Source organism: Dehalococcoidales bacterium (assembly GCA_028717385.1).
Taxonomy (GTDB): Bacteria; Chloroflexota; Dehalococcoidia; order Dehalococcoidales; family CSSed11-197; genus CSSed11-197.
The window spans coordinates 14573-40246 of sequence record JAQUNW010000004.1 but is presented as its reverse complement, the minus strand read 5'-3'; the positions used below and the strand labels follow the sequence as shown (position 1 = coordinate 40246).

Sequence of the window (25674 nt, the reverse complement as noted above, 5' to 3'; positions counted from 1 at the left end):
GTAGCTATCCTTTGGTGAACCTTTGCATCAGTTGCCAGCCGGGATCGCATACTATACCGCTGCGTCTGGCCTCGTTTTCGGTAAATCTGCATCCTTCACCGACAGCTATTCCTTTACCCCACATCAGATATGGAACTGGATCAGAAGTATGAGTTAATAACTCTATTGGAGTGGGGTGGTCAGGCATTATCAACAGTCGTCCACGGTTCTCCAGAAAGTTGGCCAGCCTCCCTATCATTTCCCGATCTGCTTGTTCAATGGCTGCAACTTTTTGCTCAATTGAACCAGCATGGCCGGCTTCGTCCGGTGCTTCGTAATGGATTACTACCAGATCGTGATAGTTTAAAGCTTCAATTGCACCTTCAGTTTGGGCTATGCAATTGTTGTCCTGGCCATCGGTTACTCCGGGAATATCAAGAATATCCATCGATACCATCTTGCCAAGGCCGCGCAACAGATCTACCCCCGAGGTTATCGCAGCAGTTTTTCCATAAGCTTGTTTGAAGGATGGAAGCTTGGGAGGTTTTCCTGAGCCCCAGGTCAACCAAATGCTGTCTGCGGTAATTTGATTTTCGGCAAGGCGCCTGGTATTAATCGGATGATTTTTTAATACCAGTTTTGAATCCTCGATCAGCTTGAGTAAAAGTTTGCTGCCTTCTCCTCTGGGTAAATAGTCAGATATGGGAAGGTTAGAAATATCATGAGGGGGTGTGGTGATTGCCTGAAGCGTTTCGTTGTATTCTTTCAACTTCAGGATGTGCCGGTACCCTACTCCTGGGTAGAAAGATATTCTCCGGCTGCCAATAGCTTCGTTGAGAGCTTTAATAAGCTCATTTGCTTCGTCGGTCGATATATGACCCGCGCAGTAGCTCTGCATTATACCGCCTTCGGTGTTCACCAGGTTGCATCTGAATACAACTTCATCTTCGCTGATAGCGATGTCCAGACTGGTGGCTTCAATAGCAGCACGTCCCTTGTAATACTCTCGTGGATCATAACCTATCACCGACATACAGGCTACAGCGCTTGAAGGCTCCATGCCCTGTGGAACTGTGGCAGCCATACCAAGCTGGCCGTGTCTGGCCAATTGGTCAAGGTTAGGGGTCGAAGAAATTTCAAGGCAGGTTCTGTTTTTCTTTGCTGGTATGGGCAAACCGGCAGCTCCATCCAGTATTAATACTACGTATTTCATTTCAAGTTTGCTTTAAAAAACCTCTTGCTCTTATAATATTGAATAACTTTACGGGGCGTAGCGCAGCCTGGTTAGCGCGCAGCGTTCGGGACGCTGAGGTCGGTGGTTCGAATCCACTCGCCCCGATTTACACCACCAGTGTTTTGGATTCTTCCCATAATTCGTTTTGCTGTTTAAAATTCATGTTTGCCAGATCCAGACCTCTTTCGCGGCATAGTCGTTCCATAGTAGAAAAACGATGGTAAAACTTCTGGTTGGCCTGCCTGAGAGCCGATTCCGAATCTATTCCTTGGCGGCGGGCAAGGTTTACCAGGGTGAACAACAGGTCACCGAATTCGTTTTCTTTTTCCTCCTGGTTTTCTGCATTGATCATTTCCCTGGCTTCTTCGGCAATCTTTTCAATGACACCGCTATCCTCGTCCCAGTCAAAGCCTACCCTGGCTACTCTTTTTTGTATTGCCTGGCTATAAGCCAGAGCTGGCATAGAAGGGGGGACACCAGTTAGTATTGATGATCCTTCGCCACGCTCCGATTTTTTTATTTCTTCCCAGTTGGAAAGTACTTCGGAAATATTGTTGGCTTTGACATCCCCAAATACATGCGGATGACGGCGGATAAGTTTTTCTGTGATTGATTTGATAACCTGTGATATGTCGAAATCGCCGCTATCGTGGGCAATTTGAGCATGAAGCAGTATCTGGAGCAGCAAATCGCCAAGCTCTTCTCGCAATGATACGGCATCATTATTGTCAAGGGCATTGAGAACTTCGTAGGTTTCTTCCAATAGGGAATCCCTAATTGAAAGATGGGTCTGCTTCCGATCCCATGGACACCCGTCGGGAGCTCTCAATTGAGCTATTATATTGACAAGGGTTTCAAAACGGCTAAGCTTGCCATTTTTTAAACTAGAGTCCTTCCCATCCATAATAGGTGATTATACCCCTCAAACCGGTTATGGGTAAAATAGTAGTTTGTTTCTATTGGTCAACCAGAGCCTCAGAGTGCTAAAATCTAACCTGATGGCACTACGTGAGATAAACACCAGCGAAATAGAACAGAATGTAGCGGAGCTCTGTTTGAAAGCCAACTTTCGGTTGGGCGAAGATGTGATCAAGGCTTTGCAAGATTGTATTGATAAAGAACAATCTCCTGTTGGCAGGGAAACTATACTGCAATTAATTGATAATGCTCGTTTATCCCTGGAAAAAAGCATTCCCCTTTGTCAGGATTGCGGAGCAGCGGTTATTTTTGTTGAAATAGGACAAGATGTTCACATTAACGGGGGCAATCTCTCTGAATCTATAACACGAGGTGTTAAAGAGGGGTATCGTGCGGGTTATCTAAGAAAATCCATGGTTTGCAAGCCCTTTTCGGAAAGAATTAATACCGCAGATAACACGCCTCCAATTATCCATTATGATATTGTGCCTGGAGATAGGTTGCGGATTATCATGATGCCCAAAGGGGGCGGGGCGGAAAATATGAGCAGGGTTTCAATGCTGTCCCCCGGAGATGGAGAGGGGGGGATAATCAGTTTTATTGAAGATACTGTCAAGAATGCAGGCGGAGCACCGTGCCCTCCGATAATAATAGGAGTCGGGATAGGAGGGACTCTGGAAAAAGCCGCACTCATGGCCAAAAAAGCACTTGTAAGACCTGTAGGTGAGTCCAGCCCAGATCCTGAGTTAGCATGTCTTGAAGAAAAAATCCTGAACCGGATCAACTGCCTGGGAATTGGGCCACTTGGAATGGGTGGAACGTCTACCGCGTTGGCAGTACATGCAGTTGTATTTCCTTGCCATATGGCAAGCTTGCCGGTAGCGGTAAACTTACAATGCCACAGCTCGCGACATGCCGAGGTGATGCTCTAATGGGCCAGATCAAGGTACCATCCCCTCTTTCAGAGTATCAGGTTTGTAGTTTACATATTGGGGATCGTTTGTTGATTGATGGTGTAATGTATGTTGCCCGTGATGCAGCACATAAGAGATTGGTGGATTTACTTTCTTCCGGGTTTGATCTCCCGATAGACTTTTACGGTCAGACCATATACTACATGGGCCCGTCACCTGCGCAACCAGGATCTGTAATCGGTGCCTGTGGGCCAACTACAAGTCGACGCATGGATCGGTATACCATTCCTCTTCTTGAAAGAGGGTTGCGAGTCATGATTGGCAAAGGAGAGAGATCCGCGGAAATCAAACAAGCCATTGCAGCTTATCGAGCGGTATATCTGGTCACTTTAGGCGGTGCTGGAGCTTTACTGGCCGATTGTGTTAAAAAGGCGCAAACAGTATGCTACCCTGAACTTGGTGCAGAAGCAATCATGCGGCTGGAAGTAGAGAATTTTCCAGCGGTGGTAGCTTACGATTCCAAAGGGGGCGACCTGTTTCAGGAAGAAACTGGAAAATATCGCTGTTCGCATAAAGAGTAATTAGATAGAATCGGAGGTATTCGTGGAAGATTGTGTTTTTTGTAAAATAGTCCGTGGGGAAATTCCCTGCGATAAAATATATGAGGATGATCAGTTTATTGTGTTTCGGGATATTCATCCACAGGCTCCGGTTCACTTGCTACTTATCACAAAAAGGCACATCAAGTCTATTGCCGTAATGACTGAACAGGATGTGAATGTGGTTGGTCAGATGGTAAACATTGCTACTCGTATAGCCGTTGCAGCCGGGATTAGCTCTAAAGGTTTTCGGTTGGTAACCAATAGTGGGGAAGAAGGAGGCCAGGTTGTGCCTCACTTGCATTGGCATATACTTGGCGGCAAACAGCTTTCCGGGGAGCTGGGCTAGTGGTTACTGTTATTGAGAAACATAAATAGTGCTGCAATTGTTTTGCAGTCTTTAATCTGGCCGGATTTGATCATTTCTTCAACCTCCGGCAATGTTTTTTTGATTAAATCTATAGTTTCGGTGTCCTCGGCTACCAGAGGAGAATATCTTAACTCGCGTGCGATATATATATGCATATACTCATTAGCATAGCCTGGGGCCAGGTAAAATCCACCCAACTTTTTCAGGTATCCCGGCTCAAAACCGGTCTCCTCACGAAGCTCGCGTATTACGGTTGAATCCGGACTTTCGCCCGACTCAATGCATCCAGCGGGAATTTCTAAAAGATTTTCCCCGGCTGGATAGCGGAACTGGTTTACTAGTAACAGGTTATCCTGTTCGTCGAGGGCAATTATACCGACAGAGTCAACATGTTCTACTACTTCTCTGCTGGCAGTTCGCCCTGTAGCGGTTTTAACGATATCTGCCCTGAGGTTAAGTATTGTTCCTTTATAAACATAGTTGGTACCAATGGTGATTTCCTGCATGAAGCTACTCCATGAAAGTGAATAATAGTGCCGATTCATCGCAATCCGGGAATTTGGGGCACTTGAAGCATTCCCCCCAGATTTTTTGCGGAAGCTCTGATTTATCAATCAGCTTAAATCCGCATTTCGAAAAGAACTCCGGTGAGTAGGTGAGGCAGAAAACCCTGGGTATATTAAGAAACCTCGCCTCTTCCAGGCATTTTCGTACAATTTTATCTCCCCAGCCTTGTTTTTGGTGCTCACTGGTTACCGCGAGGGATTTTATTTCAGCCAAATCTTCCCAGAGTACATGTAGGGCGCCACAGGCGATTATGTTGTCACCCTGGCGTATTACGTAGTAATCCCGAATATTTTCGTAAATTTCCGACAGTGAGCGTGGAAGCATTTTTCCCTTGTCGGCAAAGTTGTTTACCAAGCGGTGTATTGGGGCAGCATCTTTGATGGTGGCTTTTTGTATTAGATCCATTTAAACTTTTAATCTCTTTTCAATAGTACTATAAAATGGAATTTTTGGCAGTGTTCTTAAGAATCTTATTGTATGTGGGCTATGACGAATGGTAATGGATGCGCCATCTGGCAGCGAACAGGAAGTATGACCGTCGACATTCAAGGTTGCCATATGAGTATTTAAAATTTGGAGCTGAACTTCACTATCTGCGGGGAGTACCATGTTGTAGCCCAATCCGAGGTGAGGTAAGATTGGAACAAGCAGATAATCCTGAGAGCTCGGATATATCACTGGCCCTCCAGCCGCCAGGGCGTATCCGGTGGAGCCAGTAGCTGTTGCCAGGATAACGCCATCGGCTCTATACGTGGTTAGCAGGTCGCCGTTAATCCTGGTTTCTATATGGATTATACGTGTAACTTCGCCCCTGGCTACAACAATGTCATTTAAGGCTGTGAAGTGTTGCCGGGGTGCATCGGGACCATCGCCAGGAAGAGTCAATTCTGCCTGTAATAATGCTCTTTCGTCAATCCAGCCTTCACCTCTGACTAGCGCTGGGATTGCTTCTCCGGTATCTTCTGCACTGACCTCAGTCAGGAAACCCAGCCTTCCCAGATTGATGCCAGTTATACAGGTAGTGCCCGGAATAATGGCATTAGCCGTGCGAAGGATCGTTCCATCTCCACCTACGGTGATTATCAGTTCAGCCTCCGACGCTTTTCGGCGTAACTCAATCGAATCCCAGGCGGAAACCATCCAGGTTTCAACTCCGAGCTCCTTTAGAAGAGCGACGGTTTTTTCAGCAACAAACGGAGCAGCCTGGTTTTTTGGATGGTATACAACGCCAACAATATTCAAATAATCACCTTTTTTAAAGTATGCAGAAAAAGCAGTCTATCACTGGCATTCTCACGTGTCAATCTAGCGCTTTCGGGCGAGTATTACAATTACTATTCCAGCTAACATAGCAATCATGGCGCCAATCGGCCCCCAGAAAACCCATTTAATCAGACTGAGACTGGAAAAAAGTACCACCACTCCGAGAATTGTAATCAGGATCCCTATCAGGATGATGCGCGTACGTGGCGAAAGCGACGATTCTTTCTGACTGACGTCTTCGTTATTCTCTTCGGGGTATTGTCGCGATTTTTCAGGTATTTGCGCCATTTTAATTATGCGCACTACCAGTAGAACAACAAAGGCAATAACGATTATTAAAATAATTTCGCCTATGCCGAATTTCATTAAAAAAGCCCCTTGAACTTTAATAAACCATTATTAATAGCATAGCATAAACGCAGTTCAGGCTAAAACCATATTATAAGAATGAACCGATTATGATAAAATGCCTGAAGTATTATAAGAAAGAGGCGAAATTACAATTTATGGTAAGCGACGAGATAAAATACACAACAGACCATCTCTGGGTTAAACAAATTCAGACGGGTTTATTCCGTATTGGCGTGACTTATGATTACCTTGATCGTTTGGCGGCGATACGCTTGGTTGAACTCCCAAAGGTCGGCAGCGCAATTTCTTCAGGTGATAGCATGGCAGTTTTGGAGTCCTCCAAAGCAGCTATAGAACTCCCTGCTCCGTTTTCCGGTATAGTAAAAAAGATCAATGCAGATGTGGTGGCAGACCCAGGGCTCATCAACCGTTTGCCGATGACCGATGGCTGGTTATTGGAGATTGGCACTAATCAACCCGAAGGTCTCGCGAATTTACTTTCAGAAGAAGATTACCAGAAACTGCTTTAAACTAATTAATTTTGGGGGTAATTATGGAAAGTGCTAAAGAAGCCTTATTCCAGATCGACTCTTCCCTGAAAGATCTGGGCAGTCAGACACCTGCTCAGATGCGTGCTTTCAGCCAGATGCTTGAAGCTATTGAGGCTCCGGGCAAACTGGATAGAAAGACCAAGGAATTGATTGCTGTTTGCCTGTCTATAGCCAGCAAGTGCCACTGGTGCATTGCACTTCATGTTAAAAACGCTCTCGACAGCGGAGCTACCAGGGAAGAAATTCTGGAAGCCAGCTGGGTTGCCGTTCTCATGGGTGGCGGTCCGGCCCTTATGCAGATTCAACTGATTCAAAAAGCCCTGGATGATCTTGCATAGACAGTCTGTATCTTGATTAGTATAAACCACCTATTGCCAACCTGAAGGGATCAATGAATGGAGATGTGCCAAACCTCGCTTGCAAGGTAGCCTATTAAATACGTAAAAGATGCTATCAGGGTTGCGATTATAACCATCTCTGCAAAGCGTTTCCAGAACGAAATATTGCGAGCAACGGCAATATAGTAGTTAAAAAAGAAGATGATTACCAGTGCGATGGCTATCATTGCCCCCATCGCAACATAGGTATTTGGTAGAAAAAGATATGGAGAAATAAGCAGGGTAACCGTGATAGCGGTAGCAAAACCGGTGTAGAGGGCAGACTTACCTGGTTTGAGGTGGCTTTCTTCAGCCTTGGTGGCCAGGTATTCGGTTGCCCCCAGTGAGAGCGACATGGCAGCACCAGTAATTATGCCAGTCATGGCAATTACCGTAGTTTCGACAAGAATCAGGCTCAAACCAGTCAGGATTGCGAGGGTTTCAACTACCGCTTCATTTAATCCTCTTATAATGGCTCCGACATAATGGAAGCGTTCTTCATTGATCATTTCCATCAGCTGGGCTTCATGCAAATCTTCGTCAGAGCTGATCTGTTGTGCGTCCGGGATGGATTTAGCCAGGTCATCGTAATTTACCTGAGCGGCTTCCTCCCCCTGTTCCATAAGCTTAATAGAAAAACTGAGGCCGAATACTCGGGCAATTATATAAAAAAACCAAATCTTAAATCGTTTGGGTTGTACTTCCTGCTGTGTATATGCCTTCCATATATTATGATGGCGCAACTCATCTTGACTGATTTGTTCTAAAATATGGCTGTTATGAGGATCCTTTATTTTATTGGATAATTTTTGGTAAATGTAGTATTCGGTGATTTCGTTTTTCTGGGCTTCAAGTATCCGGTCGAACACAACTCTATCCATTATTCAGACTCCTAGTGAAGTGATTTAGTATAGTAACATAGAAAGATATTATTGCCAATCAGTATGAATAATAACCAATTTCAAAGAATTTCGTTATATATTACGGCGTTCCTGAATGAGCCTGTCGGGGACGGCATCCATGTTCCTCCTTTCGAGATAGCCGGAGCAGTGTTTTTAACCTGCTCCGGCTGTTTATTATCGCAGAAGCATTTATTTGGTAAAATACTACTGTGACAAAAATTAGTCTGTTGAAGGCATTGATTGCGGCGGGTTTTGGCTCGCGCAGAAAAATGGCCAGTGCTATTAAAGAAGGCCGGGTAAAGGTGAACGGGGATACAGCTTCTGCCTTTAGCCATACTATTGACATAAATCAAGATCGGGTGCAATTTGATGGAGTCGAAGTAGGGCTTCAGGCGAAGCCAAAGGTATATCTTGCGCTTAATAAGCCCGCTGGTGTGTTGTCAACAACTAGTGATGATCGCGGGCGAAAGACAGTTCTGGATTTTATTCCACCTTATCTGCGAAGTATAAAAATGTTTCCAGTTGGCAGGCTGGACAAAGATAGCACCGGGCTGGTTTTGCTTACCAATGATGGCGATGCTGCTTTTCGCCTTAGTCACCCTCGCTTTGAACACGAAAAAGAATATCTGGTAGACCTTGACCGGATCCTTGATGATCCTGACCTTGCACAGTTACGAAAGGGCGTTGAACTTAATGATGGCTGTACCAGGCCTGCGAAAGTTGTCGCAATGCAAGACAGTAATAATTTTACTTATAGCGTCATAATACATGAAGGGAAAAACCATATTGTCAGACGCATGTTTGCGCGTTTGGGCTATATAGTGGTTAAGTTAAAGCGGATCAGGATAGCATGTGTAAATCTTGGTGATTTGAGTTTAGGCCAGACCAGGCTGCTCGAACAAGAAGAAGTACGCCGGTTACAAGAGTTATAAAAAATTGCAAGTTGGCCGGGCTTTGTGTAAAATAAACTTCGGTGGTTTAAGGCAGGCTCATCACAATGGTAAGATCCCTGAAGTTAAAAACCCGGATATACAAACTGGATGACCTTAGCTCTAACCAACTATTATAAGAAGGAGGGAGTCCAGTGGCATTTCAGGAAAGAGAACTTCAGTGTGCCGACTGCGGAGAAACCTTTACCTTTACCGTAGGTGAACAGGAATTTTACGCAGCCAAAGGTTACACCAACGATCCCAAACGCTGTCAGTCCTGCCGCCAGAAGCGCAAGGTAGAGCGTGGCGAAGGCGGAAATCGTCGCCAGATGTTCAGCGTTGTATGTGCGCAGTGTGGCCAGGAAACCGAGGTCCCGTTTGAGCCGCGCCAGGGCAAGCCTGTGTATTGCAGTGCATGCTTTAGCCGCTCAAGGGAAGACAGATAGTCTAAACCACTATTAATCGAACTGACAAACAGGCCAACCTATGAATGGTTGGCCTGTTTTATCGTGCTTGGTAATTGTTAGTAAAGATTAACGGTTGCCCAGTCGATACATGTTATCGTAAGCCTGGCCAAAATGTGGATTATTTTCCTCAAACTGCTGTCTTAGCTGCTTCATACGTTCAACGAAAGACTGGCGATCTTTTTTTTCAACAAGTTCAGACCAGAGCTTTGCATTGGATATAAATATTCCCTGAGCGTCTTTCATATGTGGCAGGTTCATCTGGAGCGAAGCATAAAGCTCGGGATCTTCAGATAGCACACTCTCGATAAGGGTTAAAAGCGCCCGGTATGTAACACCCTGAACACCGGCCATTTCCTCCAGCTTGCCGTAATCAACCAAAGTGTTAGCAGATACTATAGAGATGAAGTGCGCCAGTCCAAGGATAACTGCCATCAAGCGATCGTGTTCTTCGGGGCTCATTATGCGTACACGTGCACCGCGTTGACATAAAAACTTTCTAACTTTTTCAGCAAGCTCTTGCTGTGGAACACTAGTTGGGGTAAGGACAAAATTTTGGCCTGACACTCCTCTTGCCCCAGGGCCGAATACGGGATGAGCTCCTAAAGCAGTACCTTTGACGATGTAACGGTTCATTATTTCGACTGGCATTATTTTTATCGAAGTAATATCGATGATTGACTGATTATCGGTAGTAATCGGTGCCAGTTTTTTAACTACTTCTTCAAAAGCGTCGATTGCTACTGAAATGATGATAGCTCTGGATCCCTGTACGGTGGTTATATCTGTAGTAGCCTGACAGTCAATATCAAGCCCGGCTTGTTGTGTAGAGACCGGATCCCTCCCGATAATAGTGACATCAGCGCCTTCTTCCTTGAGGAAGCGTGCCAGCCATCTTCCCATGCGTCCAGTGCCGCCGATAATTGAAACCTTCACAGTTGTTCCCTCAGCTCCTTTCTTTGACCTTGGGATAGGAGCCCAAAATTTTTATAAATATGGCGTACTGATTTGCACTTTTAAGAGCTCTCGCGGGACCGGGATCGCGATAATTCCCTTCAAAATCCATATAAAACTTGTATTCCCATGGTTTGCGACGAGTTGGCCTCGATTCTAGTTTGGTGAGGTTGATATTCTCTACGGCAAAAGCGTTTAATATCCCGGATAAAGCACCAGGTTCGTGCTTGACAGTAAAAATAACCGACGTTTTATCTAACGGATTCGGATCAGATGCTTTTTTTGAAATTACAAAAAAGCGGGTATAATTCTCTAAATTATCCTGGATATCGCTTGCCAGGATTTCCATATCGTATATTTCAGCCGCACGGGAACTGGCAATTGCGGCACCGTCCGTTATTTTCTCATTCTTGATAAGTTTAACACTGCCGGCGGTGTCATATGTCGGTATCAGCTGGCATCCAAGATGCTTGATAAAAGCTTGACACTGCCCAAGCGCCTGGGGATGGGAGTATATTTTATTAATACTGGAAAGGCTGGCACCGCGATTGGCGATCAGGCAATGGCTGATTTTTAACTCAAGCTCACCCGATACGGTTAAAGTTGAGTCTAAAAGTAGATTATAAGCAGTATCAATGCTTCCTTCGAGTGAGTTTTCTACCGGGATTACGCCATAGGGGGCATCTCCTCTTTGTACTGTTCTAAATACATCCTCCAGTGACTCCAAAGGTACAACCCGTGTTGTAGTACCGAAGATTTTTATTGCAGCTATTTCGCTAAAAGCTCCGAATTCCCCTTGAAAAGCTACAGCCAACCCCTGGGCGCTTTTGGAAGCTTTGAAAATAATGTCATAAATATTGGCAGCATCTGTGGCGTTAAGTCCTTCCTTTTCTGCCAGCTGTTTTATCTTCGTGATGATCTGATTTTCCCTTCCCCGATCTTCTATATCGAGCCCCTGACTGTTTTTAACTACCCCAATTTGGCTGCTCAGGTTTAACCTGGCACCCAGGAGCTTAATAATTTGCAGGTCGATCGAATCTATGTGATTGCGTAACTCATCCAGGTTCATTTTGTTACTCCCCGGATTATATTGGCTCGCCTGGCAAAATCGGCAATGGTTATCGCGACCATAGATTCAGCGACGACTACTGCTCTGGGCACTATGCAGGTATCGTGTCTTCCTTTTGTTGTCAGCTTGACCGCTTTGAGGGAATCCAGATCAACAGAGTCTTGGGGGATACCGATGGAAGGTGTGGGCTTTATTGCGACTTTGATGACTATGGGCATACCGTTGCTCATACCTCCGGAAATTCCGCCTGCATTGTTACTGGCACAGGTGATTCTTTTGCTGTCTGTTAAAAAGGGATCGTTATTCTGGGAGCCTTTCAGCCGAGCAGTGTCAAATCCGCAACCGAATTCAATAGCCTTGACTGCCGGTATAGCAAACAGGGCTTTGGCCAAATCACCATCCAGATTGTCAAATACGGGTTCTCCCAATCCTGGTGGCACTCCCAGCGCTACAACTTCGATAATCCCGCCAATACTGTCATTTTCTTCCCTTGCCTGTCGGATAGTGTCACGCATATCCAACACTGCACTGACATCGGCGCAGCATAGTTCGTTATCACGAGCGGCGCGTATCTCTTCCAGAGAGGCGGCTTTTGCTTTTTTCCCTCCCAGTTCGATGGTATGAGCGATTACTTCTATGCCTGATTGGACGAGCAGTTTTTTAGCAATAGCTCCCGCCATCACAAATCCAGCTGTAATTCTGCCAGAGAACCTGCCTCCACCACGATGGTCCGCAAAGCCTCCATACTTGATAAATGAAGCATAGTCCGCATGCCCAGGCCGGGGGATGGTTAGTCTTTTACCATATTGGTTTGAATCAAAATCCTGATTCCAGACTACCATTGCGATGGGAGCGCCGGTGGTATGTTCTTCGTATACTCCCGAAAGTATTTCAACCCGGTCTTGTTCTTGTCTGCTAGTGGTTCCGAATGAGCCGGATTTACGCCTGTCAAGTTCAGTTTGTATATCACTTACATTTAGAAAAAGCCCCGGAGGACATCCATCAACCACCGCTCCGATAAGGCGACCATGACTTTCTCCAAAGTTGGTGACAGAAAATAGTTTTCCCAGTGTGTTACCCATTCTCGATCCTTATCTTTCCTCCCAGCGATTGTATTGTATCCCAGAAAGAAGGAAATGTTTTAGATACGCATTCAGCTCCGGTGATTGTGGTGTTTCCGGTTTTTAAACCAAGTACAGCAAATGCCATCGCAATGCGGTGATCATCAAAGCTGTTAATAGTTGCCCCACGAGGCTCGCCACCGTGTATGATGAGCATGTCTGGTCGTTCTTCAACCTGTATACCCATTTGGATGAGCCCCTCACAAATAGCCCGCACACGATTAGATTCCTTCAGCCGCGCTCTTGCTATACCGCTTAGATAACTGGTGCCATCTGCGGTTGCCGCGGCGATGGCCACCGTGGGAAGCAGGTCAATACAATGGCTCATATCAAACTTGATTGCATGGAGTCGAGCCGGACGAACTGTAACAGAGTTGGAATCGGGCAAAATAGCCGCTCCCATTTTCTGTAAAATTTGGATCAGGATTTTATCTCCCTGGATACTCAGCAGATTCAAACCTTCAACCGTGATTTCGCCAATAATGGCTCCAATTGCCAGGAGGTAGCTTGCACTCGACCAGTCACTCTCTATGCATATGCCGGCAGGGTGGTAAGCCTGGGGGGATGTCTTGAAGAGGGTAAAATCAGTTGTAGTATTAACTTGAACACCGAAGTTATGCATAGTTTCAATTGTCATTTCGATATATGGGCGTGAACGGGGCATTGTATCGAGTTGATAGGCTACGTCTTCTCTGACAAGTGGGGCAATCAGTAATAATGCTGAGATAAATTGTGAACTCAAATCTCCCTTAATTGTATATAATCCTCCCCGTAAATCTCCGCCGAAAACAACAATTCGGTTACTCTCGTAAACATAATCTGCTCCCATTGTTTTTAATATTTCGAGCAGTGGAGTAATCGGTCTTCGGGCAAGGCCTGGCCTCGCTTCAAGGATGGAAATTCCGGGGAGGGCAGCACATATCGCGGCCATAAAACGCAAAGTAGCAGCTGAATCACGGCAGTTTAAAGGTTTTTGAGAAGGAACCGGCGACCCGCCTCTGACAATCAATAGTCCATTTTTATGTGTAATAACCACGCCCAGGTTTGTTAGCACGTCGATTGCAGCCAGGGTATCATCCGAATATAGAGGATTGTATAATTGGCTTGTACCGCAACCAAGTGCTGCAGCGATTAGCGCTCTGATAGTATAGCTTTTTGACGAAGGGGCAGTTGCCCTTCCTCTCATTTGGCTAGGTTCTATCGTGCAGTTCATGGTTGGCTAACCTTGCAATGATTTGTTGGGCGGTTTCTTCTGCAGAGAGAGATGTAGTATTTATAATAATATCGGCATAAGCCCTGTAAAAAGGTTCACGAAAGGATAGCAATTCCCTTACTTCATCGAGATCACCTGGATTCTTTAGTACCGGTTTTTCTACTGACTGGCTTTGCATTCTCGACATTATCTCATCCGGATTTACTTCAAGGTATACCACTACCCCATTTTCTTTGAGCCGATCTATGTTTATTTTGTTGAGGATAACTCCTCCTCCGCACGAAATTACCTGGTTGTTAACTCCAGAAACTTCTTTGATGGCTGCTATTTCCAGCTCTCGAAACTCCGTTTCTCCTCTGATGGAAAAGATTTCAGGGATGCTGATGCCGGCGTTGATTTCGATCAGGCGGTCCAATTCGATCAGGCGCTTGCCGGTTTTCCCGGCAAGAATTCTGGCAACGGTAGTCTTTCCAGAACCCATGAAGCCTATCAATACAACGCTGTTTTTTGATTTATTGCGCATGGATTTTTGATGTTTTTTACTCACTGGATTATCTCCCTCTAATGCTTTCAACGCTTCCGCACGCATTATTCCAACTGGAGGGGCAAGACCTGTCCATAGTTCAAATGCGAGAGCCCCCTGCCATACCAACATTTCAAGGCCGTTGATTGTTTGCGCCCCTGCGCGAGCGGCATCAGCCAACAGCTTTGTCTGAAGAGGATTGTAGATGAGGTCAAAAACAATCATCTCCGGTCTAAGTAAATGTTCCGGTACCAGGGTACGATTTTTACCCGGATGCATACCTACGCTGGTAGCGTTTATCAGAATTTCAGCAGTTTCAAGACATTTTTCCAGGTTCTGGGGACTTAATGACATCGCCTGAACAGGGTTATGGCTGATACTGCCCAGTTTGTTTGCCAGTCGAGAAGCTCCATCAAGATGCGCCAAGCGGTTCATGATTGTGACACTGGCGCCTGCTTTAACCAAGGCGTACGAAACTGCCATGGAAGCTCCTCCGGCTCCCAATACTACTGCCTGTTTTCCGTAAGCGTCGACGTTTTTGCCTGCCAGTGCTTTTGTGAATCCAGCAGCATCCGTATTGTATCCCTTTAATACTCCATTAGTATTGACAACAGTGTTAACTGCTCCAATTTGCTCACTTGCTTCATCAATTTCGTCCAGTAATGCCATGACGCTGACTTTATGTGGAATAGTTATATTTAATCCGTGAATACCAAGTGCCCGGCTTCCTTCAATGGCTTCTGCAAGCGATGAGGGCTTAACCCTGGAAGCGATATATATATAGTTGAGCCCCTTATCCCTGAATGCGGCATTATGCATATCTGGAGACAAGCTTTGCTCGATTGGGTCTCCAAGAAGGGCGCATATTTTAACTCCTGGCTTCATGATAATCCCAACATGGAATATATTTTATTGAGTTCGAAGGCGGAAAATTGGCCAGCGGCAGATTCCTGCCCCGTGATGGTAGCCGCATAAGTGAAAGGGCTGCCGATTAGTGGCGCCAGGATCCGTGAGAGAGCCCCCTTTTCCCCCATAGTGATCGCTATTACTTCTTTATCCGGGAACTTTTCTATAATCTGGAGTACTCTCAAGGCGTCGCTGGGGGAATCTGCCATGGTGGCGATTTTGGCAATATCGGCTCCAGCATTGAATTCGCGTTCAACAATAGCTTCAATTTTTTCCAGTGAAGGAGTTTCGTTGTAGTTATGATAAGAGAGGATAAGTTGCCCCCTCTTTTTGACAATGGGGGCCAGCCTTTCAAGGTTGGGGGTATCGAGTTCAAGATCGACCAAAGAAGCCCCACTGCTTAAAGCTTTCAGAATCTCTTCTTTGCGCCTCGCCTCACTTGCATCCCAGGTGCCGCCTTCGGATTTCAGGCGACAGGTGGCTATCCACGGCTTGTGTATGAAACGAAGAATCGAGGACCAGTCGTTACCAATCATGTCAAGACGCATTTCGAACAGGTCAGCATACTGTGATGAATACTCTATAGCAACAGTATCATCCGAGGTTATCACAACACATATCTTTGGTTTATGCATCTTCTTCCAAAATTGACATTTTTATCATTTCCAGGGTTACCTCCCGGCTTAGCAAGCTGTTGCCGGGCTCTGTTATCAATACAAAGTTCATTTTACCATTTTTAATTTTTTTATCGTGTTTTATTGCCTGGATTACGTCTTCCGGATCAATCCCTCCGATTTTTAATGGTAACCCAGCTCGTGATATCAGACTTCTGATTCGAAGAAAGTCGTTACTGCTGAGCAGATTCATCTTTCGGGAAATCCTTGCGGCTGCTATCATGCCAGCAGCTATCGCCTCGCCATGCCGGACTGATAATCCACTGGCGGTTTCAATACCGTGGCCTATTGTGTGGCCGAAATTAAGCAACTGGCGAAGCGAGGTATCCTTCTCGTCCCCTGATACTGATTGCCCTTTTATTTTGACAGTGCGAAAAACTGCCTCATCTAAAAGATCTGCCTTACCCGGGTGCAGCCTGTCGATGCTTGCTTCCAGAAGGGTAAAGAGTTCACTATCCGCGATCACCGCACTTTTGATAATCTCAGCTACACCGTTTGTGAACTCGTTTGGAGGCAAGGTTGAGAGTGTTACCGTATCGCTTATCACCAGGGCAGCGTGGTAAAAAGTCCCCACCTGGTTTTTTAATCCCTCGAAGTTAACGCCTGTTTTTCCTCCAATGCTGGAGTCAACCTGGGCAAGAAGAGACGTGGGAATATGAACCAGGGGCAGTCCTCGCAAGTAGGTGGACGCTACGAAACCTGCCGTATCACCAACAACACCTCCACCCAAGCCAATGATAGTTGTGCCCCGGTCGGCATACAGTCTGGCTAGTTGCCCGTATATTTCGGTAACGGTTTTAAGGTTTTTATTATTTTCCCCTGCCGGGATAGTAATGATGTTGGCAATTATCCCAGCTTCTTCAAGCCTTCTCAGTAAAGACTCTGCGTAGACGTGGCCGACGTTGGAATCGGTTATGATAATCGCTGATTGCGAGGCTGCAGACTCACCTACATATGTAGCGCAGTTTCTCAGGATTCCGTTGCCAACCAGTATGCGGCAGGTATTTAACCCCGGAAATATAAGGTTTAACTCATGCATTGTTTACCAGCTTCGATTTCTTTATACTCCCTGATAGTTTGGTTGAGTTTTCTGCATGATTGAATAAGGAATCCCAGTTCTCCGGCAGTGATCATTTGTTGATTGTCACAACGAGCTTCCTTGGCATTATAGTGCACTTCAATTTCCAGTCCCGATGCCCCTGCAGCAATAGCAGACATGCTCATGGTTGTGATCAGGTCTTTCCTGCCGGCGGCATGAGATGGATCAACAATTATTGGTAGATAGGTTTCCTTCTGGATAACTGGCACTGCCTGTAAATCGAGAACGTAACGAGTGTAGCTTTTCCCTCTTCCAACTGGCACGATACCGCGCTCGCACAAGATTATATCCTTGTTGCCTGAAGCGGCGATATATTCTGCAAAAGAAAGGAACTCTTCAATACTGGCTCCAAAATGACGCTTGAGTAATACCGGCTTGCCAGTTTTCGCAACCTTTATCAGCAAATCTTGGTTATACATATTGCGAGAGCCAATTTGCAGTATATCGGCATATTTAGCAACGATATTTACGTGGGATTCACCCCTCACTTCGGTGATGACCGGTATGTCATACTTGTCTCCAGCTTCTCGAAGCCACCCCAAGGCCTGTTCTGCACCCTCATCGCTGGATCCAAGCCCCTGAAAGGAGTGAACCGAAGTGCGTGGCTTGAATACCCCTCCTCGCAGGATATCAGCACCGGCAGCCTTCACTTCCGCCGCAATTCGCATCAATTGAACTTTACTTTCAATCGCGCAGGGGCCGGCTATGAATACCGGTTCAGAATTACCGATTTTTACTGCGCCGACTTTAACTACGCGGCTTTCAGTCTTGCCATCGAACAGAGTCGAATATTCCCGGTTTATCAACTTGTAAGGTGTTTCTATCAGCCGAACCTCTTTTACCCCGGGCAAGGTTTCCAGGTGCGCGGCAGAAATTCGACTTTCATCACCAATGATCCCGATTACGGTACGAATTTCTCCCCTGGAAACGTCCGCACTCAGGCCGTGACTTTTAAGGTCATTGACTACTCCGGCAATTTCCTCAGCCGTAGCTCCTTTTTTCATTATTATCATGGTTTACTCCTCCCGATTAACCAGCTGAATTATATAAAAAAACCCTCCATGTAGGAGGGTTAAGCTGTTTTAGCGACAATAGATACCAGAGACTACAAGCCAGACCCTCCAAGGGAAGGGTGGTAATAATATGCCCAAAACAATTTTACAGTAGTTTTTGTATGCATTATATTTGTGATCTATAATACCTTTGCGCTATTGTGGAAGCATTTTAACACCGGCTATCCGCCTTGTCAATACAATACCGTTTATGCTATGATTTTCCGGTTTTTAGCGGTGCTTTTCAAAGCTCTTTAAGCTTGACAGTGCTAAATTGACTGTGCTACTCTTATAGGCTGTTGCTTATCACTAAGGCGGTTCGAGCAAAGGGCTAACGGTAAGTTAGTCCTTTATAGTGCAAAGGATGAGCTGGACTCATCCTTTGGAATTTTCAGAATGCCTTGTAATTAAGGGGGAAAATTTGCCCACGGTAAATCAATTAGTCAGAAAAGGACGCGAAAAGGTCTCTGATAAGACCAAGACGCCAGCGCTGCGGTTTACGTTTAATGCGTTAACAAACCGAACTAATAAAGGTCGCAAGGGCTCGCCCCAAAAGCGTGGTGTTTGCGTGCAGGTAAAAACCACCACTCCTAAGAAGCCTAACTCGGCTTTACGTAAAATTGCCAGGGTAAGGTTGTCAAACGGAATCGAAGTTACTGCGTATATCCCAGGAGAAGGGCACAACCTGCAGGAACACTCTGTTGTATTAATCAGGGGTGGCCGTGTACCGGATCTACCTGGTGTGCGGTACCATATTGTACGCGGTGCACTGGACGCCAGCGGTGTTAATAATAGAAAACAAGGGCGCAGTAAATACGGCGCCAAACGACCCAAGAAGGCTGCGTAGAGCAGGAGAAGATAAATGCCAAGAAGAGCTCAAATAAAAAAACGGGAATTATTACCAGACTCCAAATACGGCAGTCTTTTGATAAGCCTACTTATTAATAAGATAATGTATGGTGGTAAAAAGAGCGTCGCTGAAAAAATCGTTTATGGCGCAATGGATGTTATCGAAGAAAAAGAAGGCAAAGAGCCACTTTCTGTGCTTGAGACAGCCTTTAATAATGTTACTCCTCTTGTAGAAGTAAGGCCAAGGCGGGTTGGCGGTGCCACTTATCAGGTGCCGGTTGAAGTGCGGCAGGGAAGGAATACATCTCTGGCGATACGCTGGGTACTAAAAGCAAGCCGGTCACGCAACGGACACTCGATGGCAGAAAAGTTAGCTGCAGAACTTATGGACGCTTATAAAAACCAGGGGGCGGCAATTAAAAAGCGGGAGGAAACTCACAAGATGGCGGAGGCTAACAGAGCTTTCGCACATTACCGCTGGTAGGTGCGCAAACGAATCCTGCACCATATCGACCAAGTACGGTCAATGATTTGCTAAATTAGAATTGAAAGAAAGCAACACCCGAGAAATAAAATGCCCAGAAGTTATCCACTAGAGAAAATACGTAATATTGGGATTATTGCCCACATAGATGCCGGTAAAACAACAGTTACCGAGCGTATATTGTTCCATACCGGTCGTACCTATAAAATCGGCCAGGTCGATGATGGTACTACTGTCATGGATTGGATGGACCTTGAAAAACAGAGGGGCATCACTATTGTATCGGCAGCTACTACCTGTTACTGGAATGATTATCGTATAAATATTATTGATACTCCCGGTCACGTGGATTTTACAGCTGAAGTCGAACGCAGTTTGCGTGTTCTTGACGGGGGTGTTGTGGTTTTTGATGCCGTAGCTGGGGTTGAGGCGCAATCTGAGACGGTTTGGAGACAGGCTGATAAATATGGAGTTCCCCGGATTTGTTTTATCAATAAAATGGATAGGACCGGGGCAAACTTTGAACGTTGCATTAAAATGATTCGTGAACGGTTAAATGCCAAGCCTCTCGCTGTCCAGTGTCCTTTAGGTAAAGAAGATACTTTTTTGGGAGTGATGGACCTGGTTGAAAATCGTGCACTTGCGATGGATGGGCAAAAAGAAGGGAAGATTACCCCATGTGAAGTACCGGCTGCTGAAAAAGAGCGAGTAGAAAAATATCGGCAGCTTCTTATCGAAACTTTGGCTGAAACCGACGATGAAATTATGAACGCCTTTATTGAAGGGCAGGAAATTACAACAGATCAAATTAAAACCGCCATACGGCGTGGTACGCTTTCTAACAAAATCATACCGGTACTTTGTGGCAGTGCCCTTAAACATAAAGGCGTAACATTGTTATTGGATGCTGTTGAGGCTTATCTTCCCTCGCCCCTTGATATGCCGCCGGTAACCGCTATCGATACTAATTCTGGCGAAGAAGTAATAAGACACGTAGACGATGATGCGCCTTTTTCCGCTTTGGCATTTAAAGTAGTTGCTGATCCTTTTATTGGCAGGCTGGTATACCTCCGGGTTTATTCTGGTAAGCTCAAGGAGGGGTCCCAGGTTTATAATGCCACCAAACAAAGTCGCGAGAGAATAGGCCGCCTGGTGCTCATGAATGCGAATCGCTACGAAGAGTTGGAAGAGGCTGATACCGGAGCAATAATTGCAACCATGGGTCTTAAAAACACCTTTACCGGTGATACTCTTTGTACTATGAATGAACCAATATTGCTTGAATCCATCAAATTTCCGGAGCCGGTTATTTCGGTGGCCATCGAACCTAAAACTCGCGCTGATCAAGATAAAATGGGGCAAGCTTTACAAAAGCTGGCTGAAGAGGATCCAACCTTTCGTGTTGCCTATAATAATGATACCGGGCAAACGGTGATTTCCGGAATGGGAGAACTTCATCTGGATGTTATCGTTAGCCGGATGATGAGCGAATATAAAGTCAGTGCACAGGTAGGCAACCCTCGTGTGGCGTTTAAAGAGGCATTTAGAAGAAGCGTAAAAGCCGAAGGGAAATTTGTTCGCCAATCGGGTGGGCATGGACAATACGGTCATGTGCTGGTTGATTTTGAGCCCTTGGAACGCAACGCAGGCTATATATTCGAAGATAAAATTAAAGGTGGCGCTGTTCCGAGGACCTTTGTTGTTGCCGCTGGCAACGGTATAAAAGAAGCCTCCGTTACTGGCGGATTGAAAGGCTATCCGGTGGTAGATTTTAAAGCTACTGTATACGATGGAAGCTATCACGATGTTGACTCCTCTGAAATGGCCTACAAGATGGCCGGATCTCTGGCTTTCAAAGAAGCTCTTTCTCGAGCTGGCACGGTGGTTCTTGAACCTATTATGAAAATCGAAGTTACTAGTCCGGAGTCGTTTCTGGGCGATATCATAGGCGATATTAATTCACGTCGTGGCCAAATTCAGGGGATTGATACCGGAGGTGATGTAGTGACAGTGAAAGGCTTGATTCCCCTGGCTGAAACCTTTGGATATGCCACGGTTTTAAGATCTATTACGCAGGGACGTGCTACCTACGCCCTTGAATTTTACGAATACCAGGAAGTACCTGAGTCAGTGCTGGCTCAGCTAAAGTAGGCAAAATCAGGATAGGATATGGCGAAACAAAAAATTAGAATCAAACTCAAGGCTTTTGACCACAAGGTTTTGGACCAGGCTGCCCAGCAGATCGTTGGCGCTCTTGAACGCACAGGAGCAACGGTTGTAGGGCCGATTCCCTTGCCGACGCGCATTAACCGGTACACAGTTATGCGTTCGCCGTTCATCGACAAAGACTCTCAGGAGCACTTCGAGATACGGACACACAAACGTCTTATAGACATTATGGAAACAACTTCAAAAACAGTTGATTCCCTGACTGAGCTTAATCTGCCGGCAGGGGTTAGCATAGATATTAAGATTTAAAGGTTAGATGATGTTAACAGGTATTATAGGACGAAAGCTGGGAATGACCCAGGTCTATAAAGAAAATGGTAAAGCCGAAGCTGTAACCCTGATCGAGGCTGGGCCTTGCAAGGTGATTCAGATAAAGAATGAACAACAGGATGGATATCAGGCTGTGCAATTGGGTTTTGGTCGGGCAAAACGTGTCACCAAAGCAGTCCAGGGGCACTCCCGGGATATGGAAAAACCAGCCTGCTTGCGTGAATTCCGTCTGGATACCACCGAGGGGATAAACAGAGGGGATACAGTAGACGTAAGTATGTTTTCTCCCGGAGATAAAGTAAACGTCACCGGCATTTCTAAAGGTCGGGGATTTGCAGGAGTAGTTCGTCGCCACGGTTTTGGTGGCGGGCCTAAAACCCACGGTCAATCCGATCGTTTCCGGGCTCCTGGTTCAATTGGTTCAGGTACTACACCTGGTCGTGTATTAAAAGGAAAGAAAATGGCCGGCCACATGGGGGTTGAGCAGGTTACAGTGCGCAATCTCGAGGTAATCAAAGCCGACGTCGAGCGCAATATTCTTATGATAAAGGGTGCTGTGCCAGGCATGACTAAAGGCGTGGTTGTGGTCAAGAAGGCAAACAGGAGTAATTAAGGTGCAACTACCACTTTATAATATGGAAGGAAAAATCAAGGGCAATATTGAGCTTGATGATAAGGTCTTTGGGATTATGTTTAACGAAGCGGTCGTTCACCAAGCTCTGGTACGACAACAGGCTAACTCCAGGCAGGGAACAGCCTCAACTAAAACCAGGGGCGAAGTAGCCGGGAGTACTCGTAAACTATTTAGGCAGAAACATACTGGTAATGCCCGGGCTGGCTCAATCAAGTCGCCATTGCGACGAGGCGGAGGAATTACCTTCGGTCCGAAACCCAGGGATTACCGGCAGGCGATGCCCAAGGCAATGCGACAGTTGGCAATCCGATGTGTTTTATCATCCAAAGCCAGTGATAATCAAATCATGGTGTTGGATGAGCTCAAATTCGAAGCGCCCAAAACACGGGAAATGGCCGAGGTGATGAAAGCTTTGGGTATCGGGGAGACAACACTTGTAGCGCTCGAACAACCTGATACCAACATAATCAAATCTGCTCGAAACATACCGAATATAAAGACAATTCAGGCGCGTCAACTTAATATTGTAGATATTATGAAGTATCGAAAACTTCTTATTACAGAATCAGCGTTGCGGCAGGTTGAAGCAATTTGGGGAGCAGCAAGCGCAAATGGAGAGGCGAAAGAATAAAATGAACCTCCATCAAGTATTAAAAAAACCATTAATCACTGAAAAAGGCACCTATCTGCAGCAGGACGGCAAATATTGCTTTGTAGTAGCAGATAAGGCTAGTAAGTGGGAAATTAAAAGAGCGGTCGAGATGGCGTTCGATGTCGAAGTAGACAGTGTGAATGTTATGCATGTGCCGGGTAAACAGCGGCGGATGGGACGAAACATATTCCAAGAATCGGCATGGAAAAAAGCTGTGGTATCCCTGAAGGAAGGGCATAGCATCCAGCTGTTCGAAGGTGTTTAATTAAGGAGAGCTTGAAGAGACATGACACTTAAAATATACAAGCCGACCTCTCCAGGAAGAAGAGGATTTATCGGCGTAAAATATGATGATATTACAAAAGATAAGCCTGAAAAAGCATTACTTAAGGTAAATAAAAGGCAGGCTGGGCGTAACAATCAGGGTAAGCTTACTGTTCGCCATCGTGGGGGCGGTTCTAAAAAAATGGTTCGCGTTATCGATTTCAAGCGCGATAAATTTGGTGTACCGGGTCGGGTGGCTGCCATTGAATATGATCCAAATCGCTCGGCACGGCTTGCTCTTATATTTTATGCTGACGGGGATAAAAGATACATTCTGGCTCCTAATGGGTTAAGTGTCGGTGAAGTAATTAAATCAGGCCCTGATGCCGATTATAAAACTGGTAACAGTATGCGGCTGGGTGATATGCCAAATGGTACCCAAGTACATAATGTAGAGTTAAACCCGGGGCGTGGTGGTCAGATGGTAAGAAGTGCGGGAGCTTCTGCTCAGATAATGGGCAAGGAAGAAGACTACGTTTTCTTGCGATTGCCGTCAGGAGAAATGCGCAAAGTCAGGACCAATTGTATGGCTACTATTGGTCAGGTGGGTAATATTGAACACCAGAATATTAAATTAGGGAAGGCTGGACGAAAACGCTGGATGGGTATACGCCCGTCAGTCAGAGGTTCAGCAATGACCCCGAGGGACCATCCGCATGGTGGTGGTGAAGGAAGATCTCCTATTGGTATGCCCGGGCCGAAGACCCCGTGGGGTAAACCGGCATTGGGTTACAAGACTCGAAAAAACAAGTCTTCGGACAGGCTTATAGTCAAACGGAGAGGTAAATAGTCTAATGTCAAGGTCAATAAAGAAGGGTCCGGCAGTTGACGGAAAATTAATGAAAAAGGTTGAAGCCATCAGTCGCTCCAAGGAGAGAGTTGTAATAAAAACCTGGGCGAGGTGGTCAACGATAGTGCCAGAGATGGTAGGTCTTACTGTTGGAGTGCATGACGGACGCAGACATGTGCCGATTTTTATCACCGAAAATATGGTTGGGCACAGGCTGGGAGAATTCGCGCCCACCAGAACTTTCCGGGGTCATGTGTCCAAATCAGAAAAAGGTAAGAAGTAGTTAGGTTAGAGTACGATGAGAGTAAAAGCTGTTGTAAAAGACACCGGGATTTCTGTTCGAAAAATCAGACCGCTGATTAACAACGTCAGGGGTATGCGTGCAGCTCAGGCAGTGGATATACTTGCTTTTGCGCCAACTCCGCATGCTAGAGTGGTCGCGCAGGTAATCCGGTCGGCAATGGCCAACGCCGAGCATAATTACCAGATGGAACCGGCAGATTTAAGAGTTGTAGCCATTTACGCCGATGAGGCGAGGATGAATAAACGGTATAAAGCAAAATCACGCGGCAGGGCTGGTGCTATTTTGAAACGCTCCAGCCACATTACAGTTGTTGTGAGTGAGCAGGAGGCTTAATGGGACGCAAAGTTCACCCAATTGGGTTCAGGCTTGGGGTTGTCCGTGACTGGCAATCCAAATGGCATACCGATAAGCGTTACGTAGAATATCTTCAGGAAGATATGGAGATACGTAAGGCGATAACCAAAAAATACGGAGATGCCGGAGTATCACTTATTGAAATCGAAAGGCCGGCCAATAAAATTATTGTGACTATTCACACTGCAAGACCGGGTATTGTAATTGGCCGGGGCGGACAACGTGTGGATGAAACCCGTCGAAATTTGGAAGAGCTTATCGGAAAGAAGCTCCAGCTGAATGTGCAGGAGATTCGCCAGCCAGAACTCGATGCTTTCCTGGTTGCCAGGTCGCTAGCAGAACAGATTGAACGCAGGGTTGCTTACCGACGGGCGATGAAGCAGGCTTTATTCCGGAGCATGCAAGCTGGCGCACAAGGAATCAAGATCAATTGCGCTGGAAGGCTGGGCGGTGTTGAGATAGCACGAAGTCAGGTAATGCACCAAGGAAGGGTGCCGTTGCATACTATTCGAGCCGATGTGGACTATGGTTTTACTGAAGCTCATACCCTAATGGGGCGAATTGGTATTAAGGTATGGCTATATCGGGGCGATATTCTCCCTGAGCAGGAAGAAGAAGCCGTTGAGGCAGCCGTACCAGCAGTGGTTGAGGTAACCGCAACAGAAGCTGTCGAAGGTAACGAAAGTGCTGAAATAGCAACTGACGAAATCTCGACTGCTGTTGAAAAAGAAAAAAAGGCCACTGCAAGCCGTAAG

At 46.0% G+C, this 25674-nt stretch carries 32 protein-coding genes, 1 tRNA gene and 1 pseudogene; 19 read left to right on the top strand and 15 right to left on the bottom strand.

Translation table 11 applies throughout. The features are described 5' to 3' along the window. Nucleotides 1-4: 4 nt before the first annotated feature. Nucleotides 5-1192, bottom strand: a complete 1188-nt coding sequence (locus PHX29_02175) for a cofactor-independent phosphoglycerate mutase (GenBank protein MDD5604711.1) — start codon at nt 1190-1192, stop codon at nt 5-7. A gap of 51 nt (nt 1193-1243) precedes the next feature. On the opposite strand from PHX29_02175, the gene PHX29_02170 reads away from it, so the two are divergent. Beyond that, nucleotides 1244-1318, top strand: a tRNA-Pro gene (locus tag PHX29_02170). Between the two features lies 1 nt (nt 1319). Here the strand turns inward: PHX29_02170 and mazG are convergent. Next, complete coding sequence (gene mazG, locus PHX29_02165) at nt 1320-2117, bottom strand: nucleoside triphosphate pyrophosphohydrolase (protein ID MDD5604710.1); 798 nt, start codon at nt 2115-2117, stop codon at nt 1320-1322. Nucleotides 2118-2193: 76 nt separating this feature from the next. Between mazG and PHX29_02160 the strand changes: the two genes are divergently transcribed. Genes PHX29_02160 through PHX29_02150 form a run of 3 tightly spaced genes read left to right on the top strand, consistent with a single transcriptional unit; the run spans nt 2194 to nt 3993 of the window. Beyond that, nucleotides 2194-3063: a fumarate hydratase gene (locus tag PHX29_02160; protein MDD5604709.1), complete on the top strand. Its 870-nt coding sequence runs from the start codon at nt 2194-2196 to the stop codon at nt 3061-3063. Continuing rightward, a complete protein-coding gene (locus PHX29_02155; GenBank protein MDD5604708.1) occupies nt 3063-3626 on the top strand; it encodes a FumA C-terminus/TtdB family hydratase beta subunit in 564 nt (187 codons plus the stop codon). Before PHX29_02160 ends, PHX29_02155 begins: the two co-directional genes overlap by 1 nt. 22 nt (nt 3627-3648) lie before the next feature. After that, nucleotides 3649-3993, top strand: coding sequence for a histidine triad nucleotide-binding protein (locus PHX29_02150; protein ID MDD5604707.1), 345 nt, complete (start codon nt 3649-3651; stop codon nt 3991-3993). Here PHX29_02150 and PHX29_02145 read toward each other — a convergent pair. The 4 genes from PHX29_02145 to PHX29_02130 form a co-directional block, all read right to left on the bottom strand. Further along, a complete protein-coding gene (locus PHX29_02145) occupies nt 3990-4520 on the bottom strand; it encodes an NUDIX hydrolase (GenBank protein MDD5604706.1) in 531 nt (176 codons plus the stop codon). The genes PHX29_02150 and PHX29_02145 overlap by 4 nt on opposite strands. Before the next feature lie 4 nt (nt 4521-4524). Continuing rightward, nucleotides 4525-4986, bottom strand: a complete 462-nt coding sequence (locus PHX29_02140; protein MDD5604705.1) for an N-acetyltransferase — start codon at nt 4984-4986, stop codon at nt 4525-4527. After that, entirely contained in the window at nt 4987-5823 is an 837-nt protein-coding gene (locus PHX29_02135) for an NAD(+)/NADH kinase (protein MDD5604704.1), read from the bottom strand. A 63-nt stretch (nt 5824-5886) separates the two neighbouring features. Then, a complete protein-coding gene (locus tag PHX29_02130; protein MDD5604703.1) occupies nt 5887-6210 on the bottom strand; it encodes a hypothetical protein in 324 nt (107 codons plus the stop codon). A 92-nt stretch (nt 6211-6302) separates the two neighbouring features. Here PHX29_02130 and PHX29_02125 point away from each other — a divergent pair, with 92 nt between their 5' ends. Together PHX29_02125 and PHX29_02120 are read left to right on the top strand one after the other, a co-directional pair. Further along, nucleotides 6303-6725: a glycine cleavage system protein H gene (locus PHX29_02125; GenBank protein ID MDD5604702.1), complete on the top strand. Its 423-nt coding sequence runs from the start codon at nt 6303-6305 to the stop codon at nt 6723-6725. A gap of 23 nt (nt 6726-6748) precedes the next feature. Further along, entirely contained in the window at nt 6749-7084 is a 336-nt protein-coding gene (locus PHX29_02120; protein MDD5604701.1) for a carboxymuconolactone decarboxylase family protein, read from the top strand. A gap of 50 nt (nt 7085-7134) precedes the next feature. Here the strand turns inward: PHX29_02120 and PHX29_02115 are convergent, their stop codons facing one another. Further along, nucleotides 7135-8004: a VIT1/CCC1 family protein gene (locus PHX29_02115; protein ID MDD5604700.1), complete on the bottom strand. Its 870-nt coding sequence runs from the start codon at nt 8002-8004 to the stop codon at nt 7135-7137. 230 nt (nt 8005-8234) lie between these two features. Between PHX29_02115 and PHX29_02110 the strand changes: the two genes are divergently transcribed. Together PHX29_02110 and PHX29_02105 are read left to right on the top strand one after the other, a co-directional pair. Then, the gene (locus PHX29_02110) at nt 8235-8957 is read left to right on the top strand and encodes a pseudouridine synthase (protein ID MDD5604699.1); all 723 of its coding nucleotides are present in this window, start codon (nt 8235-8237) and stop codon (nt 8955-8957) included. Between the two features lie 152 nt (nt 8958-9109). Then, nucleotides 9110-9400 (top strand): zinc-ribbon domain containing protein, encoded by a 291-nt coding sequence (locus PHX29_02105; GenBank protein MDD5604698.1) that lies wholly within the window; start codon nt 9110-9112, stop codon nt 9398-9400. A gap of 87 nt (nt 9401-9487) precedes the next feature. Here PHX29_02105 and PHX29_02100 read toward each other — a convergent pair whose 3' ends face one another. The 8 genes from PHX29_02100 to aroF are packed head-to-tail and all read right to left on the bottom strand — an operon-like array spanning nt 9488 to nt 17981. After that, nucleotides 9488-10354, bottom strand: coding sequence for a prephenate dehydrogenase (locus tag PHX29_02100; GenBank protein MDD5604697.1), 867 nt, complete (start codon nt 10352-10354; stop codon nt 9488-9490). 10 nt (nt 10355-10364) lie between these two features. Then, nucleotides 10365-11441 carry a prephenate dehydratase gene (gene pheA, locus PHX29_02095; protein ID MDD5604696.1) on the bottom strand — a complete coding sequence of 359 codons (1077 nt, stop codon included), beginning with the start codon at nt 11439-11441 and terminating at the stop codon, nt 10365-10367. After that, on the bottom strand, nt 11438-12523 hold the full coding sequence (gene aroC / locus PHX29_02090) for a chorismate synthase (protein MDD5604695.1): 1086 nt from the start codon (nt 12521-12523) through the stop codon (nt 11438-11440). The genes pheA and aroC overlap by 4 nt, the downstream gene beginning before the upstream one ends. Next, on the bottom strand, nt 12516-13775 hold the full coding sequence (gene aroA, locus PHX29_02085) for a 3-phosphoshikimate 1-carboxyvinyltransferase (protein MDD5604694.1): 1260 nt from the start codon (nt 13773-13775) through the stop codon (nt 12516-12518). Before aroA ends, aroC begins: the two co-directional genes overlap by 8 nt. Beyond that, on the bottom strand, nt 13753-15183 hold the full coding sequence (locus tag PHX29_02080; GenBank protein ID MDD5604693.1) for a shikimate dehydrogenase: 1431 nt from the start codon (nt 15181-15183) through the stop codon (nt 13753-13755). Before PHX29_02080 ends, aroA begins: the two co-directional genes overlap by 23 nt. Further along, nucleotides 15180-15839, bottom strand: coding sequence for a type I 3-dehydroquinate dehydratase (gene aroD, locus PHX29_02075; GenBank protein MDD5604692.1), 660 nt, complete (start codon nt 15837-15839; stop codon nt 15180-15182). Before aroD ends, PHX29_02080 begins: the two co-directional genes overlap by 4 nt. Further along, on the bottom strand, nt 15832-16917 hold the full coding sequence (gene aroB / locus PHX29_02070) for a 3-dehydroquinate synthase (GenBank protein MDD5604691.1): 1086 nt from the start codon (nt 16915-16917) through the stop codon (nt 15832-15834). Before aroB ends, aroD begins: the two co-directional genes overlap by 8 nt. Continuing rightward, nucleotides 16905-17981: a 3-deoxy-7-phosphoheptulonate synthase gene (gene aroF / locus PHX29_02065; protein ID MDD5604690.1), complete on the bottom strand. Its 1077-nt coding sequence runs from the start codon at nt 17979-17981 to the stop codon at nt 16905-16907. The genes aroB and aroF overlap by 13 nt, the downstream gene beginning before the upstream one ends. 469 nt (nt 17982-18450) lie before the next feature. Between aroF and rpsL the strand changes: the two genes are divergently transcribed. The 11 genes and pseudogenes from rpsL (at nt 18451) to rpsC (ending at nt 25662) form a co-directional block, all read left to right on the top strand. Beyond that, a complete protein-coding gene (gene rpsL / locus PHX29_02060; GenBank protein MDD5604689.1) occupies nt 18451-18876 on the top strand; it encodes a 30S ribosomal protein S12 in 426 nt (141 codons plus the stop codon). A 15-nt stretch (nt 18877-18891) separates the two neighbouring features. After that, the gene (gene rpsG, locus PHX29_02055) at nt 18892-19362 is read left to right on the top strand and encodes a 30S ribosomal protein S7 (protein ID MDD5604688.1); all 471 of its coding nucleotides are present in this window, start codon (nt 18892-18894) and stop codon (nt 19360-19362) included. 90 nt (nt 19363-19452) lie between these two features. Continuing rightward, the gene (gene fusA, locus PHX29_02050) at nt 19453-21513 is read left to right on the top strand and encodes an elongation factor G (GenBank protein MDD5604687.1); all 2061 of its coding nucleotides are present in this window, start codon (nt 19453-19455) and stop codon (nt 21511-21513) included. A gap of 18 nt (nt 21514-21531) precedes the next feature. Next, nucleotides 21532-21840, top strand: coding sequence for a 30S ribosomal protein S10 (rpsJ, locus tag PHX29_02045; GenBank protein ID MDD5604686.1), 309 nt, complete (start codon nt 21532-21534; stop codon nt 21838-21840). Nucleotides 21841-21850: 10 nt separating this feature from the next. Further along, a complete protein-coding gene (gene rplC / locus PHX29_02040; protein MDD5604685.1) occupies nt 21851-22474 on the top strand; it encodes a 50S ribosomal protein L3 in 624 nt (207 codons plus the stop codon). 1 nt (nt 22475) lies between these two features. Next, complete coding sequence (rplD, locus tag PHX29_02035; GenBank protein MDD5604684.1) at nt 22476-23126, top strand: 50S ribosomal protein L4; 651 nt, start codon at nt 22476-22478, stop codon at nt 23124-23126. Between the two features lies 1 nt (nt 23127). After that, entirely contained in the window at nt 23128-23412 is a 285-nt protein-coding gene (rplW, locus tag PHX29_02030; GenBank protein ID MDD5604683.1) for a 50S ribosomal protein L23, read from the top strand. 21 nt (nt 23413-23433) lie between these two features. Further along, nucleotides 23434-24261, top strand: coding sequence for a 50S ribosomal protein L2 (rplB, locus tag PHX29_02025; GenBank protein MDD5604682.1), 828 nt, complete (start codon nt 23434-23436; stop codon nt 24259-24261). A 4-nt stretch (nt 24262-24265) separates the two neighbouring features. Next, entirely contained in the window at nt 24266-24544 is a 279-nt protein-coding gene (rpsS, locus tag PHX29_02020; protein ID MDD5604681.1) for a 30S ribosomal protein S19, read from the top strand. A 15-nt stretch (nt 24545-24559) separates the two neighbouring features. After that, nucleotides 24560-24898, top strand: a complete 339-nt coding sequence (gene rplV / locus PHX29_02015) for a 50S ribosomal protein L22 (protein ID MDD5604680.1) — start codon at nt 24560-24562, stop codon at nt 24896-24898. After that, nucleotides 24898-25662 (top strand): annotated as a pseudogene (gene rpsC, locus PHX29_02010) (30S ribosomal protein S3). The gene rplV and the pseudogene rpsC overlap by 1 nt, the downstream one beginning before the upstream one ends. The last annotated feature ends 12 nt before the right edge of the window (nt 25663-25674 follow it).